Genomic DNA, 16,250 nt, shown 5'->3' on the forward strand with positions numbered 1-16,250 from the left:
GCTATAAGCATTGTTACGCATTGTCCTCAGTGATGACTGCCACGCGCTGCCCTGCACGGACTGCGCTGCCTGGCTGTACGCTGACCTGCTGAACAATACCGTCGCACGGGGCCAGAAGCGGGATCTCCATCTTCATCGACTCCAGCACGACCAGGATATCCCCTTCCCGAACCCTGCTGCCCGCCGTCGCCTGTACCTGCCATAAATTGCCGGATACCGGGCTTTCAACCCCCTGCTCACCCGGCTGCAGCGGTGCATCGCCGCCTTCATCCGCCACCGTTTCCTGACTGTCGAAATGCGCCTGGCCGCTGGCTATCCAGCGATCCCGTTCAGCATTGAATGCGTTTTGCTGATGATCGCGAAACTCGCCGATACTCTCCGCTTCACGTATGAGGAAGTCCTGATACTCCGCCAGCCGCAGCGTGCTGTGCTCAATACGCAGCGGATAGCGACCAAGTGGAAAATCGCGGCGAATCTGCAACAGTTCCTCCGCAGAGACCGGATAAAAACGGATCTGATCAAAGAAGCGCAATAGCCAGGGTTTGCCACCGAAATCGGCGACTTCATGATAGCGATTCCACATCTGCAGTGTGCGCCCCACAAACTGATAACCGCCCGGCCCCTCCATGCCATACACACACAGGTACGCGCCGCCGATGCCAACCGAGTTTTCCGCCGTCCAGGTGCGGGCCGGATTATATTTCGTCGTCACCAGACGATGGCGAGGATCCAGTGGTGTGGCGACTGGCGCACCCAGATAGACATCCCCCAGTCCCATCACCAGATAGCTGGCGTCAAACACCGTGTTCCAGACAGCCTGCTCATCCGGCAGATCGTTTATCCGGCGGATAAACTCAAGATTACTCGGGCACCAAGGCGCGTCCGGGCGCACGGTAGTCATATATTTTTCGATGGCTTTCTGACAGGCCGGGTCGTCCCAGGAGATCGGCAGATGCACCACGCGTGTGGGCACCTGCAGGTCATCACTCATGCAGACCGTCTCCCACTCACCCCGCACCCACGTCAGCAGTACGTCAAGCGTGAGCGTTTCCGGCTGGAAGTGGATTTGCAACGAGCGGATCCCTGGCGTGATATCAATAATGCCCGTACGGGATTGCGCTTCCAGCGCCTGCATTAATGCATGAATGCGAAAACGCAGCACCAGATCCAGCTCAGGCTCGCCGGCCTCCAGCAGCAGATGCGTATCGCCAGAGAGACGCGCCACCAGACGTTTATCCGCTTCGCCGCAGGTCATTACGATGGGCGACGTCAGCGGCGCAGGCTGCCACGCTGTCTCGTGTGGCTTAAGCGTTGCGAGCTCGCTGAGACGGCTCTGGGCCAATCGACGTGCTGTCGGGATATCCACGGCTACAAACTGCACTTTGTCACCGGCTTTGAGCTGTCCCAGTTGCCACAGATCCGCTTCAATGACCGTCACCGGACAGACAAACCCGCCGAGACTCGGGCCATCCGGCCCCAGGATTACCGGCATATCGCCGGTAAAATCGACTGCGCCGATGGCGTAAGGGTTGTCATGAATATTCGAGGGATGCAGCCCTGCCTCGCCGCCGCTGTCGCGGGTCCAGATCGGCTTTGGCCCAATCAGACGTACGCCGGTGCGGCTTGAGTTAAAGTGCACTTCCCATTCTGTGGCAAAGAAGGTCGCGATATAATCCGGTGCAAAGAACTCCGGTGCACCGTGAGGGCCATAAATGACACGCAGTGTGCGTACTTTGGCGAGATCTGTGCGCAGTGCAGCGGGCAGTTCTGCGCCGTCTGGGATTGCGGCTTGCGGAGCCAGATGCAGCACGTCGCCGCTACGCAGCGCACGTCCTGCGTGTCCGCCAAACTGGCCCAGAGTAAAGGTGCTTTTGCTGCCCAGATAGTCAGGCACGTGAATGCCACCACGCAGGCAGAGATAGCTTCTGACGCCCCCGGCTTTCATCGCGCCCAGCTTCAGGGTCGAGCCAGCCGGGATGGTAAATGCAGAGTCCATCGCCTGTTCAACACCATCCAGCGTAACACTCAGCGATGCGCCACAAATCACCGCCTGAATCTCTGTATTAAATTTCAGTGTGGGTCCGTTGAGGGTGATCTCCAGCGCGGCGTCACCTTCTGCATTGCCCAGTAGTCGGTTGCCGAGACGCAGAGCACGATCATCCATCGGTCCCGACGGCGGCACGCCGACCGCCCAGTATCCCAGACGTCCGGGATAATCCTGAACACTCGTCTGGGTTCCGGCACTCAGCACTTCAACCGTTGCCGCCTGATAGCTGAGTTGCTCCAGGCAGCGGGTCCAGGGTTCCCCCGCTGTGAAGGGAGAAAAAACTAAAATCTGTAACAGATAGAGGCGGTTGGTTTCAACACCATAGAGACGGGTTTCCGCGAGTGCCTGTGCCAGGGTCGCGATGGCTTCATCGCGTGTCGGTCGCCAGGCGATGGCTTTTGCCAGCATCGGGTCGAAGAATGGCGGAACTTCGCACCCCGCCTCCACCCAGCGGTCAATGCGCAGGTTTTTACCGTCTGCCGCCGGAAAGGCGACCTCGGTTAACAGGCCAGGCGATGGCTGGAACTGGCGGCCCGGATCTTCCGCATAGATTCGTGCCTGAACGGCATGGCCCTGTGGATTCAGCGTGGCGGCTAAAGCAGTCAGTGAGGGGAGATCGCCCGCGGCCAGTTCAATCATCCACTTCACCAGATCAACGCCCCAGACCTGCTCTGTCACGCCATGTTCAACCTGCAGGCGCGTATTCACTTCGAGGAAATAGAATTGCTGCGCCGCGCTGTCATAAACAAACTCCACTGTGCCGGCGCTGCGGTAATTCACCGCTTTTCCCAGGGCGATGGCCGCCGAACACAAGGCCTCAGCCATGCCTGCGGGCAGATTCGGGGCTGGCGTCTCTTCAATCACTTTCTGATTACGTCGCTGAATCGAGCAGTCGCGGACGCCCAGCGCGATGACCTCGCCCTTGCCGTCACCAAATATCTGCACTTCAAGATGCCGGGCACGTTCGATATATTTTTCGAGAAACACCCCGGCATCGCTGAAGTTGTTCTGGCCCAGCCGCTGTACGGTTTCAAACGCATCTGACAGCGCCTGCGCATCACGACAGACGCGCATACCAATGCCGCCGCCGCCCGCTGTGCTTTTGAGCATCACCGGATAGCCAACACTCTCTGCGGCATGATGCGCTTCGCTGACATCTGCCAGTAATTCACTGCCTTCCAGCAACGGCACGCCTTCTGCTCTCGCCAGTTCGCGGGCGGTGTGCTTCAGGCCAAACGTCCGCAGCTGCTGAGGCGCAGGACCGACAAAAATCAGTCCCGCAGCTTCACACGCTTCGGCGAAGGCGGCGTTTTCTGACAGGAAACCGTAGCCAGGATGAATCGCTTTGGCCCCGCTTTGCTTCGCGGCGGCGATAATTTTATCCGTCAACAGATAAGTTTGTGCGGCAGGCCCCTCGCCCAGGCTCAGCGCCACATCGGCTTCGCGGATATGTAAACTGCTCAGGTCAGCTTCGGAGTAAACAGCAACGCCTTTCACCTGCATGGCACGCAGCGTGCGCAGAATACGACAGGCGATAGCACCGCGATTGGCAATCAGTAAGGTATCAAACATAAGCGAACTCTCAGGGATGCGGGTCGTCCCGCAACATTCGATATTCCCTGGGGCCGTCCCCGGGGCTGACTGGCTCAAAACGTGCGGCCGGCAATATGCTCAGCCTCAGCAGGCTGGCTTAGTTCCAGACCAGCACTTCGGCGGGTGTCGGGTTCCAGCCGTTGCAGGGGTTGTTCAGCTGCGGACAGTTGGAGATCAGCACCATCACGTTACACGCCGCCACCAGTTCAACGTATTTGCCGGGCGCAGATAACCCATCCTCAAACGTCAGGCCGCCTTCGGGTGTCACCGGAACGTTCATAAAAAAGTTGATGTTGGCGCCGATATCGCGCTTATGCAGACGACCATCGTGCAGGCAGGCGCAAAGGAAATTATCCCGACAGCTGTGCATATAGCGCTTATCCTGGGCATAGCGCACAGTGTTGCTCTCCTGCGAGCAGGCACCGCCGAGGGTATCGTGGCGACCACAGGTATCAGCAACGATCGTCAGCAGCGGATTACCCAGATTTGAATAGAGTACGCTGCCGGTAGTCAGATAGACTTTTCCCTGACGACGCAGAGTGCGCTGAGGATCGTAGCGTTCCCGCGGGTTATCAGTGTTATAGAAAAGAGTATCAATCGCCTGATTGCCTTCGAGATCGAGCAGGCGCAGCGTTTGCCCTTTTTTCACTTCAAACAACCACGGCTCGCCTGCCGGGATCTCGTGGCGATAGACAGCATCTTCAGGACGACGATCAGAGTGGATTAGTGTCATCGCAGCCTCCTTACAGGGCAAAAAATTGGGTATTTTGAAATGCGCGCTGGTTTTCACCGCGAGTGACCATTGCTTTGCTGACAGTCTGTATATCGTCAGCCTGATACCAGCTCAGCTGGACCGGGCGCGGAAGATAGTCCGTGGCGGGATCCTGCGGATGTGGCACCGCCGTCAGCACCATCAGCACGTCCATCGGCGCATAGAGTTCGACGAAGTCGCCTGCCTGGCTGTTGCGCGCGCTGAACCGAAAGCGGCCCTCTTCATCCACTGTGACCTTGCTGAAAAAGTTAACGACCATCAGCAGGTCTTCAAGGCCCAGATCCCATTTGCCCATTTCCACCAGCAGATTATCTGTACCGTTGCGATAGAAGCCGTTGCGCAATTCCTGGTAGCGGCCTGCTCCATACTTATCCTGTGTTTCCGCCGCGTTGAGTACGCCGCCAAACGGGTCGTGCCAGCCGCAGCTATCCGCGACGATCGCAGCCATCACACGTCCCATGTCTGAATAGAAACAGTGACCGGTGGTCAGGTGCGCGGTGTGCTGACCTTTCAGGGTATCAGGCAGATTCAGCCGTTCACTTTTTTCGTGCGGATTGAGCATCATCATGCTGACGTTCGCGCCGCCCTCGATGTCGGTCAGGCGCAGAATCTGCCCTTTACGCAGAATCAGCGAGGTATGCGCTCCGCCTGGCAGCAGCTCTTCGCGCAGGCTCGGGGCTGAATGAAAAAGTTCTGTCATTGAGCGATCTCCTTAAGGGGATAAATGTTGTTTTTGCTGCCGGTGGCCAGCTGAGAGAGGCGCGTTTCATTGAGCGGGATGTCATAAGTGATACGCGCGCCCCATGCATTGGGGGCTTGTGGATCGATTCGCACTTTGTCGAACACCAGCAGCCGGGTACCCAGATTGAAGCCTTCGGCCAGATCGTGCGTGACCATAAACACCGTCATCCTGGTTTCGCTCCAGAGCTGCAGCAGCAGTGCATGCATATCTTTGCGAATGCCGGGATCCAGTGCGCCAAACGGCTCATCCAGCAGCAGCACGCGCGGCTGCATCACAAATGCCTGAGCAATCGCCAGTCGCTGCTGCATTCCGCCGGAAAGCTGAGCCGGATATTTATCCAGTGAATGGCCCAGACCGACTTTCTCCAGCATCTGTTTTGCCTGGTCACGGGCCTGGCGTTTCCGTGCGCCAAAAAGCCGTCCGGTAAAAGGTGACGCCGGAAGTTCGAGGCCAATGGCGACGTTATCCAGCACGTTGAGATGGGGGAAAACCGAATAGCGTTGAAACACCACGCCACGGCTGCGATCGGGCTCCGCGGAAAGCTGCTCGCCATCCAGCGTGATCGACCCTCGCGTTGGTTTTTCCTGACCAAGCAGCAGGCGTAAAAATGTCGACTTACCGCAGCCGGACGCGCCCACCAGCGAGCAGAACTCACCCTCTTTCACCTGCAGATTGATGCGTTCCAGCACCACGTGATCGCCATACTCCTGCCAGATATTTTTGATATCGATAAAACTCATTCCCGGCCTCCTTCCGCCCAGGGGAAACAGGCTTTGTGCAGCTGACGCAGCGCGAGATCCATCAACCACGCCAGCAGCGTGATCCAGATGACATACGGAATAATGACATCCATCGCCATATAACGGCGGACCAGGAAAATGCGGTATCCCAGCCCGGCGGTCGCGGAAATGGCCTCAGCGGAGATCAAAAAGAGCCACGCGGATCCCAGCAGCAGACGCAGTGAGGTGATCAGTCGTGATAAGAGTTGCGGCAGTACGACCCGCAGCACCACCGTCCAGCTGTTCGCCCCCAGGGTTTGTGCTTTAATAAACAGCTCCGCGGGGATTTCCCTGGCCCGGTGTTCCAGATCGCGCGCCAGCATGGGTGTAATGCCGATAACGATCAGCATTACTTTTGACAGCTCATCCAGCCCGAAGACGATAAACAACATCGGCAGCAGCGCCAGCGGCGGGATCATCGACACGACGGTCATGAACGGTGACAGCGCCGCGCGGGTCATCGGGAAAACGCCCGCCGCAATCCCGATGCAGAGACCAATGAGCGACGAGATCGCCAGGCCTGTCAGTAAACGACTTAAACTAATCCATGTATCCACCCACAGCAGATACTCCCCGCTGCGCTTGTCCGGGGTAAACGCCATCCGGTCTATGGCCGCAATCATCTGCGACAGGCCGGGCAGCAGTTTGTCCTGAGGATTCGCTTCCAGACGCACCGCCGAACTGATAAACCAGACGGCGATTAGCAATACAAAAGGTAACAGCATCAGCGTCAGGCGCATTCCCTGCCGGGGATAGCGGTTGATGTGGCGCATGGCAAAAACTCCTGATATCGGTGATTACAGCTTGCCCGCGGCGGCCATCTTCAGATAGCTGTCGTCGAAGCGCAGTTTGATGTTTGCTGTATCACCGACGGTGATGTTGCCGGGGAAGCTCATGCCGATGAAGTCGGCACTTTGTGCGCCCTCGCCCAGTAATCCCTTATCAAAGGAGAATGCGGCGACGCGCTGCATGGTTTTCGCCAGATCGGGAGATGAGACAAATGTCTCGGTTTCGGCAGGCGTCCAGAACAGATGGGTGGTTTTCAGCTGCGCCTTGTATCCGGCGAGGTCAGTACCGGAATCGGCGGCCATTGCACTCAGCGCCTGTGTATCTCCAGACTGCATTTTCGCCATCATCTCAAACCAGGCGCCGGTCAGCGCCTTGCCTAGCGCGGGGTTGTCTTTCAGGGTGTCGGTATTGACCACCATCATGTCAATCAGTTCGCCTGGTACGGCCGAGGAGCTGAACACTTCAGTGGTTTGCGGGGTTTTCTTAATCACCGAGAGCTGCGGGTTCCAGGCCACGGCGGCTTTGACGTTGCTGGTGCCGAAAGCTGAGACGATATCCGCATCAGAGGTGTTCACAACTTTGACATCTTTCTCCTGCAGTCCGGCTTTTTCCAGCCCGCGAACCAGCAGGTAATGCGACACCGACAGCGCAGGAAGATAGACTGACATTCCTTTCAGATCGCTGAGTTTCTTATTTTCCCCTTTCAGCACCACACCGTCGTTGCCATCGGAATAGCTGCCGGTGATCAGCGCCGTCGAGTCAACGCCACCTGCCGCAGGAATGGTCAGCGCATCCATGTTCGTCATGGTGCAACCATCAAACTGTCCTGCGGTGTACTGGTTAATTGACTCAATATAATCGTTGAGCTGGGTGATATGAATTTTAATGCCATATTTGCTGGCCCATTTATCAATGATCTTCTCATTGCTGATGGTGCCCCACGGCATCCAGCCTGCGTAAATGGTCCAGCAGATGTTGAACTCTTTTTTGACTGCGGCGGAAGACGGCGCGCTGACCAGCAGCGCCAGAGACATAACAAGCGTCAGGAGTGGTGATTTCTTCATGGTTGACCTCTGGTTGGCACAAAAAAACGGGAGCAGCGCAAGACACCAGATGGTGCCGCTGTCTCCCGGGCTTTTGTCCCGCCGTGTAACCTCGCAGAGGTCGCCAGCTCTCGGACCAGCCATTCACCTGCGTGAACCGGAACCCTAGCCAGCTATTTCAATCAATTGTGTCTGACGCTGCTTACTGCTAAGAGTCAGGCAAATGGCGTGCCAGAAATTAAATACTGAAATATCAGCAAAATAGACGAGAAAAAATCCATGAGGCACCGGGATGGTGAGCCAGTAACGGGCGTTGCACATAATCAGTGCTGAGGTGAAAGGCACAATAAAATTTTGACGTACGCCCTTTTGATTATTCCTGCAAAAGATGAGGTGTAACACAGACGGTGACGTCTGCTACGTATCGCTATATAATTCTCTGTATAACGATTTTCGAGGATAGTTAATGAAGCGCTTCTGGCAGGCATGCACACTGAGTTTACTTATACTCCTTCCACTCTCTTCCCATGCGTCACGCCAGATAATCGATCAGACTGGCCGTCAGGTCACGATTCCAGACCATGTTGATCGCGTCGTGGTGCTTCAGCATCAGACGCTGAATCTGCTGGTGCAGATGAACGCCACGGATAAAATTGTGGGTGTAATGGCGAACTGGAAGCAGCAGCTTGGCGATAGCTATGCCCGTCTGGCACCCGGGTTAAACCAGAAAACCACGCTGGGCGATCTGACGCATGTCGATCCCGAAAAACTGGTGGCGCTGCATCCGCAGGTGGTTTTTGTCACCAACTATGCGCCACATGAGATGATCGACAGCATTACTGCACTGGGCATTCCGGTGGTTGCTATCTCGCTGCGTCATGACCAGCCGGGTGAAAAGGCCAAAATGAATCCGACCCTCAGCGATGAGGAAATAGCCTATGACAAAGGGCTGCGGGAAGGTATTACGCTGATCGGCGAGATCATCAATAAACCTGAAGAAGCGAAAGCACTGATTGAGGCTACCGATCAGGGCCGCAAAATCGTCAGCGATCGCCTCCGGGATATTCCGGTGGATAAACGTATTCGCGCTTATATGGCTAATCCGGATCTCACCACCTACGGCTCCGGCAAGTATACCGGGCTGATGATGCTGCATGCTGGTGCGGTCAACGTCGCTGCGGCGACCGTAAAAGGTTTTAAAACCGTGTCTATGGAGCAGGTGATCGCCTGGAATCCACAGGTGATTTTTGTGCAGGATCGTTATCCTTCCGTCGTTAATGAAATCAACAGTTCACCGCAATGTCAGGCGATTGACGCAGTCAAACATCATCGCGTTTATTTAATGCCGGATTACGCCAAAGCCTGGGGCTACCCAATGCCTGAAGCGATGGGGCTCGGCGAATTGTGGATGGCAAAAAAACTCTATCCGCAGAAGTTTACAGATATAAACATGAATAAGCTGGCTAACAGGTGGTATCAACGCTTCTATCGCACCACTTATCAGGGACCAGAGTGATGCGCGTACTGGCGGCGGGTAGCCTGAAAACGGTCTGGCCTGCAATGATGGCGCATTTCCCTCATCCTGTCGAAACCCACTTTGGTCCCGCCGGCTTGCTCCGCGAACGGATCGAGGCGGGTGAGCGCTGTGACCTCTTTGCTTCAGCCAGTGAGGAGCATCCACAGAGACTTCTGGCTGCCGGACGAGCACTGGCGCTGATGTCGTTTGCGACCAATAAGCTCTGCCTCACTGTGCGCAGTGATTGCATTCAGGTGGGGGATGACTGGTATCAGCTGCTCACCCGTGACTCGCTGCGAATCGCAACCTCTACGCCATTAGCCGATCCTTCAGGCGATTATGCTCAGGTTCTTTTTGCCCGGATGGGCCCGGCTGGAGAGGCCGTGCGCCAGCGCGCACAAACGGTGGTGGGCGGACGTGACTCAGCAGCCATTCCCGCAGGCAAGCTGCCGGCGGAGTGGATTATCCAGAGTGATCAGGCGGATCTGTTTATCGGCTACGCCAGCTATCGAAAAGCCCTGAGCCAGATTGCCGGCCTGCGGGTAATTGATATCCCCGAGGCTTTTAATCCTGTTGCGCGTTATGCCTGTGCCGTAATCACGTCTGAGGCAGGACAACTGGCTGCATTTTTAAGATCGGAACCGGCAAAAGCAGTACTTCGGGAAGCGGGGTTTGGTTGTGATTGAAATACCCCTATTGTTCGCAACCTGGAGCCTTGTCACTCTCACTTCAGGTGTGTAAGCAATCGCGAAGGCGAAATGGATTCGGTCTGCAGAGTGGCAGCACGGCAGTGTTTTACGTTGCCGTGCTGTTTCAGGATTTAAAATTCCTCTGGCTCACCCGGCAATGGCTCGGTTAACTCCTGCCCTTTTACACCCGCATAGGTAATCACCAGTTCAGCTGGCTCATTCAGGGTATAGCCCCGATGCGCGCTGTTGACCGTCTCATTGAGGGCTTCACCTGCATGGAAAGTCCGTTGCTCACCGCTCTCTTTATCTTCCACGATCAGTGTGCCGGAAAGAATAAACGCCGCATTTGGCATGGGATGGGTGTGCCACGGCAATGACGTGTGGGCAGGCAGTGACAGCCGCATGACGGTCAGTTCTGGTTCGCCAGCAGGATAGGCTTCGATAACTTCACCGTTCCACGCCTGACTGCTGCGCATCACTTCAACTGCGTTAATCCCGCTATCTTGCTTTGACATGGTTAATCCCTGTTAATAATCAATAAAATGCCAGTTACGACCCATGCCTAAGCGTAGAAGAAAATCACATGGCTGCGTAATACGCGGGTACACAGAAGATTTCATCCAGCAAAATCAGTAATCCAGGCAACCCATTATTGAAAGGTAAGAAGCTGGTTAATTTGTGTTCGAATTACGCGTTGTGGTTATAAGATATATTCCGGCGTCAGTACGCAACCTGTGATTTCTGTATTATCTTTGATTCCATCTACTACCTGAGGGATTTCTGATAATGAAAGGTCTGTTTACGGCATTACTTGCCAGTTCTGTTTTATTATTGTCCGCCTGCTCAAAAGATGACGATAACAAAGTTAAAGTCGCGATCAATACCGGCCCGGACGAAGCGATCTGGCAGGTGGTACAGCAGGTTGCTAAAGATAAATACAAACTTGATGTTGAAGTGCTTAACTTCAATGATTATGTGCTGCCAAATGAAGCGCTGAATAACAAAGAAGTCGATGCCAATGCGTTCCAGAGCCTGCCGTATCTTGAGTCTCAGTCTAAAGAGCGCGGCTATAAATTTGCTGTAGTCGGCAAGACATTCGTTTTCCCGATTGCGGCTTATTCGCACAAAATCAAAAACATCAGTGAACTACAGAATGGCGCCACGATCACCATTTCTAATGAAGCCACCACGCTGGGACGCAGCCTGCTGCTTCTGCAGGCGCAGGGCCTGATTAAACTGAAAGACGGAGTGGGATATTTACCGACTTCGCTGGATATCGTCGAAAACCCAAAAAATCTGAAGCTGGTTGAGGTGGACACGCCCCAGCTGACCCGCACGTTAGATGATCCCAATGTAAGCCTGTCGATTATCAATACTAACTTCTCGGCTCAGGCTGGATTATCAGCACACCGCGATGGCTTATTCATGGAGAGTGCCTCATCGCCTTACGTGAATGCACTGGTATCTCGTGAAGATAATAAAGACAGCGATAAAATTCAGAAGTTAAAGGCTGCGCTGCAGTCACCTGAAGTCGCGGCAAAAGCAGAAGAAGTTTATAAAGGTGATGCGATTAAAGGCTGGTAATTCATCCTGCAATCCATAACGTCGAAAAGGCCGCACTCTGTCGCGGCCTTTTTTGTCTCTGTATTTCAAGCCAGGCTTCAGTTATCGGTACATTTTATATATTTGTCCCTCTGCTCCACCTGCTAAACCAAAGGCGCGGTTATGCGGCTGCGCCTTTAAGTTGAGCAGAAAGATGACCTGCCCAAAGGCTGGCGACCCATTTCACCCCTTTCGACGTAAAGCGAGCCTGAGAGAACGCGTGCTGGTTTTCGCCCGTGCCGGAGTGCAGCGTAAAATAGCCCGCCTGAAGATGGTAGTGCTGCGGGGTAAGTGTTCCCCTGGCACGATACATGATGTTTCGCTCCAGCAGGAACTGGCGGAACGCCGGTTCTTTCACTTTTAACATTTTGCAGAGCTGACGAAAGCCAAGACTCTCATCAACCTCAACGAAATTATCGAAGAACGCTGCCTTGGGTGCTGAGAGAGCCAGTTGCTGCTCAGCCGCCTGACGCTGTTCGAATTGCTCGGCCCAGGCGCGAGCCGCTTCAGCCGGGTTAGTGAAGTCAGGCAGATGTGAGGTTTTTTCGCGATCCTGCCAGCGATCCAGCACCTCAGCTGTGAAGCCTGGCGACAGGCGTGCCACGGCCAGCAGCGAGTCTCGCTTGTTGAGACGGTACTCCTGACGCACTTCCCCTTCCCGCTCATATTCATTCACGCTAAGTGGCTGGGAGAGACGCGCGGCCGTCTCCAGACTTTTGATTAAACGCTTCACTTCTCCATGTGTGATACCGGTCATCTGAGCCAGCTCACGACTGCTCATTGTGACCGATTGTTCCAGAGACCTGAGGCTTTCAGTCGATATCATCATGGATTCACCCCTCACTATCGCTTCCAATACCCGGCGGGCAGTCCATTTATTATACAAATACCTGTTCGGATATCCAGTATTTTATTTAAGCAATTCCGTAACTGGAAGCGGTTACGCAGATCAGGCAATAAGAGGCGGGTGTTGAACGAATAAGTGCGATGGCGTTGAGATTGTCAGCGCGTTATCCGCCTTTGCTGCAGCATATGAGGGTAATTTTCCCTTTGGTTATTTACATATAATCACAATGGTGGACACAGAATCTTTACATTACAGTATAGTGATGATTGTCAGCAGGTTAGTTGCCTGCCAGACTCACTATTTTGATTCGGGGTGCAGGGGCGCAAGCTGGCTCGTTACCACTGGATGTCACCTATAAATGGAGAAAGTCATGCAGCCGTTGAAAGTCGCCTTTATTAAAGCCAACTGGCACAGCGAAATCGTTTCGCAGGTTCTGACAGGATTTGAACAGGAACTGGAGAGCCGTGGGACCTCATACGAAATGAAAACCTGGGATGTGCCAGGGGCTTTTGAAATGCCGTTACTGGCGCAACGCCTTGCGCAGACCGGCAATTTTGATGCCATTGTCTGTGCAGCACTGGTGGTAGATGGTGGCATCTATCGTCATGATTTTGTCGCCCAGGCCGTGGTCAGTGGTCTGATGCAGGCGCAGCTGGCAACCAATGTGCCGGTTTTCTCCGTTTCCCTTACGCCACATAATTTCCAGCCTTCAGCCGAGTTTATCGACTTCTATACACAGCACTTCGTGAAAAAGGGTCAGGAAGCGGCACGTGCTGTCTGCCAGATTCACGCTCTCGAACTCTGATCATCCCGAATAATGATGGGGCTGCAGCCTGCGCGATAAAAGGAAACAACATTGGAAAATTCACGTCCGCCTCTACCGCCCTTTACCCGGCCTGAACAGGCAATTGAAAAAGTCCGTCTGGCCGAGGATGGCTGGAACAGCCGTGATGCTGAGCGGGTCTCTCTGGCCTATTCAGCGGATAGCCAATGGCGTAATCGCGATACCTTCCTGACCGGCCGGGCAGAAATTGTCGCTTTCCTTCAGCAAAAATGGCAGCGGGAGCAGGAATATCGGCTGATTAAGGAGCTGTGGAGTTTTGACCAGAACCGGATTGCGGTTCGGTTTGCTTATGAATGGCATGACGAGCAGCGTCAGTGGTATCGCTCCTATGGCAACGAGAACTGGGCCTTTGACGAGCAGGGATTAATGATGCAGCGCTTTGCCAGCATCAACGATCTTAAAATCGATGAAAAACAGCGATTGTTTCACTGGCCACAGGGGCGGCGTCCGGACGACCACCCCGCGTTGAGTGAGCTCGGTTTATAGTGTGAACGTACCAGCGGAGAGCGCGGCTCTCCGCCGTCATCAAATCAGCCCTGCACACCCTTATTTTCGACAAAGGTAGCTTTGCTGTTTGTAACCGTGTAAGCCACTTTTTTGACATCCTCAGGTGACGTGGTCACTTCTACAGGTGCGATTGTCACTCGACCCATACCAAACAGGGTTGGCACATAGCCGCCAATCTGGTGCTTTCCGGCAGGAACGTGCAGCAGCATGCTTTCGCCATTAGGTAATCTGCCGGCGTCTTTGCCATCTACGGTCAGGAACACACTGGAGCCATCATCTGCACGGGTCTTGATGTGTGAGACATCAATCTGCGTCGGACCAGCCGCAAATTCATCTGGCGCATCGCTGGCGGCATGTTTCGCACAACCAGTCAGTACAGCCGCAACCGTTACCACGGCGAGAGTAAAACGATAACGCATGGGACACTCTTTCTCCTGATCATCAGAACCCGCTATTTTAACGATTTGCCGGGTGGATGTAAGGGGTTAAGCAGTCAGCATGCTCTTAAAAAGGTAACAGGAGATCCGTTCCCGGTATATTTGCGTAAAGAATCTTTACTGAATAAATACACAGTTCTTTTCAAACGGTCCTGGACACTTTTAACTCTCTGATCATCATGAATTTACCGTCAGAATAATTACGAATAAGCGAAGCGTCACGCGGCTTTCTCGCCGATTTTACACGGCTTTTCCCTGTTAATTCGCTGTTATAAGGTTCATAGTAGCTACTCATCCCCGGTTCAATACGGCGGCCTTTCCCTCAACAGAGGGCACGATATGCATTCTTTTACTACCGATACTATTTGCGCATTAACGGGTACGCATCCGGCTAATCTTAAGCGCTGGATTAAACAGGGTTTACTGACGGCGCAGCAGAATCCCGACATCTGGAACGATGATCATCTCAGCGAAATTTATGCCTTAGTGGGATTAACCGCTACTGGCGCGACGCCTGAAGAGATCAGAGAGGGACAGCTGGCCGCATCAACGGTCACGACCTATGGCTGGGCAGCGCGTAAAGGCGACATGCTCTGGCAGCTTGAATTTGGCACACCCTTGTCGCTTGCCCGTCAGATGCACAACATGTCCAGCAACTACAGTGGTGATGATTTTATCATCAATCTTTTGCGACCTCTGAGCGTCTGGCTTCATGCCGATCAGCGTCAGGGTGCATCGCGACGCCTGGCGCGTTTTGAGCAATCTGTGCAGCAGCAGGCGGATAAAGTGATGCGCCTCTCATCGCGAAATAAATCATCAGTCCCTTTATTTCTGGAAGCGGTGAGTGTTCTGGATAAGACTGAAATCTGGCTCGAAGCGATTCGTCTTACTGCCATGGGCTTTAATGTCGAGGTGGATTCACATGCAAGTGGAGAACCTGCACTTAAGACCGAGCTTTACCAGCATCATGTCATGTGGTGTGGTGCCGGGATTTCTCAGGAAATGCAGGACTACTTTGAACAGCAGCATCAGAATGGTCACCCGGTAATGCTCAGCGGCCCGGATCGTAACCTGCATTACTTCCACTCTTCTGCATCATCAGCTGCCTGAAGCAGGCAGCCCTCCATTTCCCTTCTTTTCTTCCACCGCCCGTAAATTTTTTTTCGTTAAGAATCTCATAAGCTGGCTCCGTATACTGGTGCCACGATTCTGACTCATTGACGAGACGATAATGAAAAAGACCTTACTGACCTTCTGCCTCTATCTGTTACCACTTAGTTTGACTGTGGCTCATGCGGCCACGGCCCTGACAGGGTGTGCCGCCAAAAAGCAGGCGATCAAAACTCAGCTCTCTTATGCGCGCCAGCACAATAATACTCATCAGGTTGCTGGCCTTGAAAAGGCGCTGCGCGAAGTCGATCAGCACTGTAGCGAAAGCAGCCTGTCAAAGGAACGCCACGAAAAAGTGACAGAGAAAAAGCGCGAAGTACAGGAACGGGAACAGGAACTGGCAAAAGCAAAAGCAGAAGGACGCAGCGCCAGCAAGATCCAGAAGCGTGAAGATAAACTGGCCGAAGCGCGTCAGGAACTGAATGAAGCTGAACAGGCCCTGAGCCGTTAACCATCTTTTGGGTCAGCCCTTTTACTGGCCCGCTATTTTTGTCTTTTCTGCACGACTCCCTCCCTCTTTTCTAAATCACTGATTAGCCAGCGCTATTAGCGCATGACTCATTACTTTATGTAATACTTTGATTACTTATTCTCATGCACTTAATTGGTGCAACAAAGTCAACACAGATGCGATCAATTATTTAACTTTTTGAGCACCCTCAAAGAATTGAAAGATAGCGATATTTCCCGCCCTATGCAGAAAATACGCACTTAAGCCGCATCATTATTCGCATTAAGCCAGTAACTATAACTAATCTATGCACTCGGGTTGCCCCAAAACAGGGCGTCGCTGCACGTCAGCATGCCTGGCACCGCATCTTATTTGTTTCAGGAGTGTTAGATTATGTCCGCGCAATACACTGCGTTTAACGT

Annotated in this window: 16 protein-coding genes and 1 riboswitch; of the genes, 7 read left to right on the plus strand and 9 right to left on the minus strand. The window is 53.9% G+C overall.

The window, feature by feature from the left end:
* Window positions 1-13 precede the first annotated feature (13 nt).
* From uca to NP77_RS20160, 6 genes are all read right to left on the minus strand, one after another.
* Window positions 14-3,619, minus strand: coding sequence for an urea carboxylase (uca, locus tag NP77_RS20135; protein WP_039661426.1), 3,606 nt, complete (start codon window positions 3,617-3,619; stop codon window positions 14-16).
* 118 nt (window positions 3,620-3,737) lie between these two features.
* Complete coding sequence (locus NP77_RS20140; RefSeq protein WP_039661427.1) at window positions 3,738-4,373, minus strand: urea amidolyase associated protein UAAP2; 636 nt, start codon at window positions 4,371-4,373, stop codon at window positions 3,738-3,740.
* A gap of 10 nt (window positions 4,374-4,383) precedes the next feature.
* On the minus strand, window positions 4,384-5,112 hold the full coding sequence (locus NP77_RS20145; RefSeq protein WP_039661428.1) for an urea amidolyase associated protein UAAP1: 729 nt from the start codon (window positions 5,110-5,112) through the stop codon (window positions 4,384-4,386).
* Entirely contained in the window at window positions 5,109-5,894 is a 786-nt protein-coding gene (locus NP77_RS20150) for an ABC transporter ATP-binding protein (protein WP_003855148.1), read from the minus strand. Before NP77_RS20150 ends, NP77_RS20145 begins: the two co-directional genes overlap by 4 nt.
* Window positions 5,891-6,706, minus strand: coding sequence for an ABC transporter permease (locus tag NP77_RS20155; protein WP_003855145.1), 816 nt, complete (start codon window positions 6,704-6,706; stop codon window positions 5,891-5,893). Before NP77_RS20155 ends, NP77_RS20150 begins: the two co-directional genes overlap by 4 nt.
* A gap of 24 nt (window positions 6,707-6,730) precedes the next feature.
* Complete coding sequence (locus tag NP77_RS20160; RefSeq protein WP_008924671.1) at window positions 6,731-7,786, minus strand: putative urea ABC transporter substrate-binding protein; 1,056 nt, start codon at window positions 7,784-7,786, stop codon at window positions 6,731-6,733.
* A gap of 60 nt (window positions 7,787-7,846) precedes the next feature.
* Window positions 7,847-7,945, minus strand: a riboswitch (guanidine-I (ykkC/yxkD leader).
* A gap of 286 nt (window positions 7,946-8,231) precedes the next feature.
* Between NP77_RS20160 and NP77_RS20165 the strand changes: the two genes are divergently transcribed.
* Entirely contained in the window at window positions 8,232-9,281 is a 1,050-nt protein-coding gene (locus NP77_RS20165; RefSeq protein ID WP_039661429.1) for an ABC transporter substrate-binding protein, read from the plus strand.
* The gene (locus tag NP77_RS20170) at window positions 9,281-9,967 is read left to right on the plus strand and encodes a molybdate ABC transporter substrate-binding protein (RefSeq protein ID WP_039661430.1); all 687 of its coding nucleotides are present in this window, start codon (window positions 9,281-9,283) and stop codon (window positions 9,965-9,967) included. The genes NP77_RS20165 and NP77_RS20170 overlap by 1 nt, the downstream gene beginning before the upstream one ends.
* 134 nt (window positions 9,968-10,101) lie before the next feature.
* On the opposite strand, the gene NP77_RS20175 is transcribed toward NP77_RS20170, so the two are convergent.
* Complete coding sequence (locus NP77_RS20175; RefSeq protein ID WP_039661431.1) at window positions 10,102-10,485, minus strand: cupin domain-containing protein; 384 nt, start codon at window positions 10,483-10,485, stop codon at window positions 10,102-10,104.
* Window positions 10,486-10,756: 271 nt separating this feature from the next.
* Here NP77_RS20175 and NP77_RS20180 point away from each other — a divergent pair, with 271 nt between their 5' ends.
* Complete coding sequence (locus tag NP77_RS20180; RefSeq protein ID WP_003855132.1) at window positions 10,757-11,554, plus strand: MetQ/NlpA family ABC transporter substrate-binding protein; 798 nt, start codon at window positions 10,757-10,759, stop codon at window positions 11,552-11,554.
* A gap of 139 nt (window positions 11,555-11,693) precedes the next feature.
* On the opposite strand, the gene NP77_RS20185 is transcribed toward NP77_RS20180, so the two are convergent.
* Entirely contained in the window at window positions 11,694-12,401 is a 708-nt protein-coding gene (locus tag NP77_RS20185; protein ID WP_008924668.1) for a phage antirepressor KilAC domain-containing protein, read from the minus strand.
* Between the two features lie 388 nt (window positions 12,402-12,789).
* Between NP77_RS20185 and NP77_RS20190 the strand changes: the two genes are divergently transcribed.
* Together NP77_RS20190 and NP77_RS20195 are read left to right on the plus strand one after the other, a co-directional pair.
* Window positions 12,790-13,224 carry a 6,7-dimethyl-8-ribityllumazine synthase gene (locus tag NP77_RS20190; protein WP_008924667.1) on the plus strand — a complete coding sequence of 145 codons (435 nt, stop codon included), beginning with the start codon at window positions 12,790-12,792 and terminating at the stop codon, window positions 13,222-13,224.
* Window positions 13,225-13,275: 51 nt separating this feature from the next.
* A complete protein-coding gene (locus tag NP77_RS20195) occupies window positions 13,276-13,749 on the plus strand; it encodes a nuclear transport factor 2 family protein (protein WP_003855128.1) in 474 nt (157 codons plus the stop codon).
* A 44-nt stretch (window positions 13,750-13,793) separates the two neighbouring features.
* Here the strand turns inward: NP77_RS20195 and NP77_RS20200 are convergent, their stop codons facing one another.
* Window positions 13,794-14,189, minus strand: coding sequence for a hypothetical protein (locus NP77_RS20200; RefSeq protein ID WP_003855127.1), 396 nt, complete (start codon window positions 14,187-14,189; stop codon window positions 13,794-13,796).
* Between the two features lie 357 nt (window positions 14,190-14,546).
* On the opposite strand from NP77_RS20200, the gene NP77_RS20205 reads away from it, so the two are divergent.
* Together NP77_RS20205 and NP77_RS20210 are read left to right on the plus strand one after the other, a co-directional pair.
* Entirely contained in the window at window positions 14,547-15,317 is a 771-nt protein-coding gene (locus NP77_RS20205) for a transcriptional regulator (RefSeq protein WP_008924665.1), read from the plus strand.
* Window positions 15,318-15,438: 121 nt separating this feature from the next.
* Window positions 15,439-15,828, plus strand: coding sequence for a DUF1090 domain-containing protein (locus tag NP77_RS20210; protein WP_039661432.1), 390 nt, complete (start codon window positions 15,439-15,441; stop codon window positions 15,826-15,828).
* Window positions 15,829-16,250: the final 422 nt, after the last annotated feature.

The organism is Pantoea sp. MBLJ3 (assembly GCF_000816655.1).
Lineage (GTDB): Bacteria > Pseudomonadota > Gammaproteobacteria > Enterobacterales > Enterobacteriaceae > Pantoea > Pantoea eucalypti.

Excerpts from the sequence above, each read along its gene's own strand:
- uca (WP_039661426.1), bottom strand. The coding sequence starts at position 3,619 with ATGTTTGATACCTTACTGATTGCCAATCGCGGTGCTATCGCCTGTCGT.
- NP77_RS20140 (WP_039661427.1), bottom strand. The coding sequence starts at position 4,373 with ATGACACTAATCCACTCTGATCGTCGTCCTGAAGATGCTGTCTATCGC.
- NP77_RS20145 (WP_039661428.1), bottom strand. The coding sequence starts at position 5,112 with ATGACAGAACTTTTTCATTCAGCCCCGAGCCTGCGCGAAGAGCTGCTG.
- NP77_RS20150 (WP_003855148.1), bottom strand. The coding sequence starts at position 5,894 with ATGAGTTTTATCGATATCAAAAATATCTGGCAGGAGTATGGCGATCAC.
- NP77_RS20155 (WP_003855145.1), bottom strand. The coding sequence starts at position 6,706 with ATGCGCCACATCAACCGCTATCCCCGGCAGGGAATGCGCCTGACGCTG.
- NP77_RS20160 (WP_008924671.1), bottom strand. The coding sequence starts at position 7,786 with ATGAAGAAATCACCACTCCTGACGCTTGTTATGTCTCTGGCGCTGCTG.
- NP77_RS20165 (WP_039661429.1), top strand. The coding sequence starts at position 8,232 with ATGAAGCGCTTCTGGCAGGCATGCACACTGAGTTTACTTATACTCCTT.
- NP77_RS20170 (WP_039661430.1), top strand. The coding sequence starts at position 9,281 with ATGCGCGTACTGGCGGCGGGTAGCCTGAAAACGGTCTGGCCTGCAATG.
- NP77_RS20175 (WP_039661431.1), bottom strand. The coding sequence starts at position 10,485 with ATGTCAAAGCAAGATAGCGGGATTAACGCAGTTGAAGTGATGCGCAGC.
- NP77_RS20180 (WP_003855132.1), top strand. The coding sequence starts at position 10,757 with ATGAAAGGTCTGTTTACGGCATTACTTGCCAGTTCTGTTTTATTATTG.
- NP77_RS20185 (WP_008924668.1), bottom strand. The coding sequence starts at position 12,401 with ATGATGATATCGACTGAAAGCCTCAGGTCTCTGGAACAATCGGTCACA.
- NP77_RS20190 (WP_008924667.1), top strand. The coding sequence starts at position 12,790 with ATGCAGCCGTTGAAAGTCGCCTTTATTAAAGCCAACTGGCACAGCGAA.
- NP77_RS20200 (WP_003855127.1), bottom strand. The coding sequence starts at position 14,189 with ATGCGTTATCGTTTTACTCTCGCCGTGGTAACGGTTGCGGCTGTACTG.
- NP77_RS20205 (WP_008924665.1), top strand. The coding sequence starts at position 14,547 with ATGCATTCTTTTACTACCGATACTATTTGCGCATTAACGGGTACGCAT.
- NP77_RS20210 (WP_039661432.1), top strand. The coding sequence starts at position 15,439 with ATGAAAAAGACCTTACTGACCTTCTGCCTCTATCTGTTACCACTTAGT.